Origin of the sequence: Methylobacterium bullatum, from assembly GCF_014845095.1 — a bacterium.
GTDB classification, from domain to species: domain Bacteria; phylum Pseudomonadota; class Alphaproteobacteria; order Rhizobiales; family Beijerinckiaceae; genus Methylobacterium; species Methylobacterium bullatum.
The window spans coordinates 1-1,457 of sequence record NZ_NKUG01000268.1; the positions used below are offsets into that span (position 1 = coordinate 1).

Annotated in this window: 1 protein-coding gene; it reads right to left on the reverse strand. The window is 66.2% G+C overall.

Annotated features, from left to right (window positions below):
* Positions 1 to 225: 225 nt before the first annotated feature.
* Positions 226 to 1,457 (reverse strand): PQQ-dependent sugar dehydrogenase (locus MBTS_RS22960; RefSeq protein ID WP_244973631.1); only part of this gene is annotated, 1,232 nt, incomplete at its 5' end.

The following is a 1,457-nucleotide window of genomic DNA, read 5'->3' on the forward strand; positions in this document are numbered from 1 at the left end:
GCCTTACCTCATCCTGAGGTGCCGCGTAGCGGCCTCGAAGGAGGCTTCCAGGTATCGCATCGGCATCTGGAGGCTCCTTCGAGGCCCCTTGCTCAAGCAAAGGGCACCTCAGGATGAGGTGGTCTGCTGGGATGACCCGATCTGGCACGAGCATCCGCTAGTAAGTTCAATCAACCAAGTTACGAGGTCTGAAACAGCGGTCGTTGCTCTTTACATTAGCCGCCATCACTGTGTCCGCGACACCCCGCTCACCCGCCAGATCACCTTCCCTACATCATCGCTCACCAACAGCGCCCCGGTCTTGTCGAGGATCACGCCCACCGGCCGTCCCTGCGCCTTCTCGTCGGCGTCGAGGAAGCCGGTGAGCGCGTCCACCGGCTGCCCTGTGGGTTTGCCGTCCTTGAAGGGGACGTAGATCACCTTGTAGCCGCTCTTCGGGCGGCGGTTCCATGAGCCGTGCTGGGCCACGAAGAGGCCGCTTGTCCACGCCTCCGGCAGGGTCGATCCGTTGGAGAAGGCGATGCCCAGAGACGCGGTGTGGGTGCCCACCGCATAGTCCGGCGCGATGGCCTTGGCGACGAGGTCGGGCTTCTGCGGCGACACCCGTTCGTCCACGTTTTTGCCCCAGTAGCTGTAGGGCCAGCCATAGAAGCCGCCTTCCTTCACCGAGGTGACGTAGTCGGGCACGAGGTCGCTGCCGATCTCGTCGCGCTCGTTCACCGCCGTCCAGAGGGCACCGGTGGTGGGCTCGAAGGCGAGGCCGTTGGGGTTGCGAAGCCCCGTGGCGAACTCGCGCATCTGCTTCGTGGCGAGGGTGTATTCCCAGATCGCGGCGCGGCCCACCTCCTTGTCGAGACCGTTCTCGCCGACATTGCTGTTCGAGCCCACGGTGACGAAGAGCCTCAACCCGTCAGGGCTCGCGATGACGTTCTTCGTCCAATGGTGGTTGATGCCGGACGGCAGCGCGACCACGGTCTCGGGCTTCGCGGTGATCTCGGTCTGGCCCGGAGCATAGGGCACCTTCACCAGGGCATCGGCATTGGCGACGTAGAGGTCGCCGCCCACCAGGGCCATGCCGAAGGGCGAATGCAGGCCGGAGAGGAAGACGTGGCGCTCCTCGGCGACACCGTCGCCGTTCGTGTCGCGCAGGAGGACGATCCGGTCCGGGCTCGGCACGCCGGCGCCGGCCATGCTCTTCACCTTGTCGGCGACCCAGTCGGCGATGCCGGTGGAGGGGTCGTCGGTCTTGGGCTTGTTCGCCTCCGCCACCAGCACGTCGCCATTGGGCAGGAGGTACATCCAGCGCGGATGGTCGAACCCGTCCGCGTAGGCCGCGACCTGAAGCCCCGCCGCCGTCTTCGGCTTGGCGCCGTTCTCCCAGCGGGCGACGCGGGCGATGTTCACGGTGGGCATCAGCGTCGGGTTCGGCGCGGGCAGGGTGGGGTTGGGTCCTATGC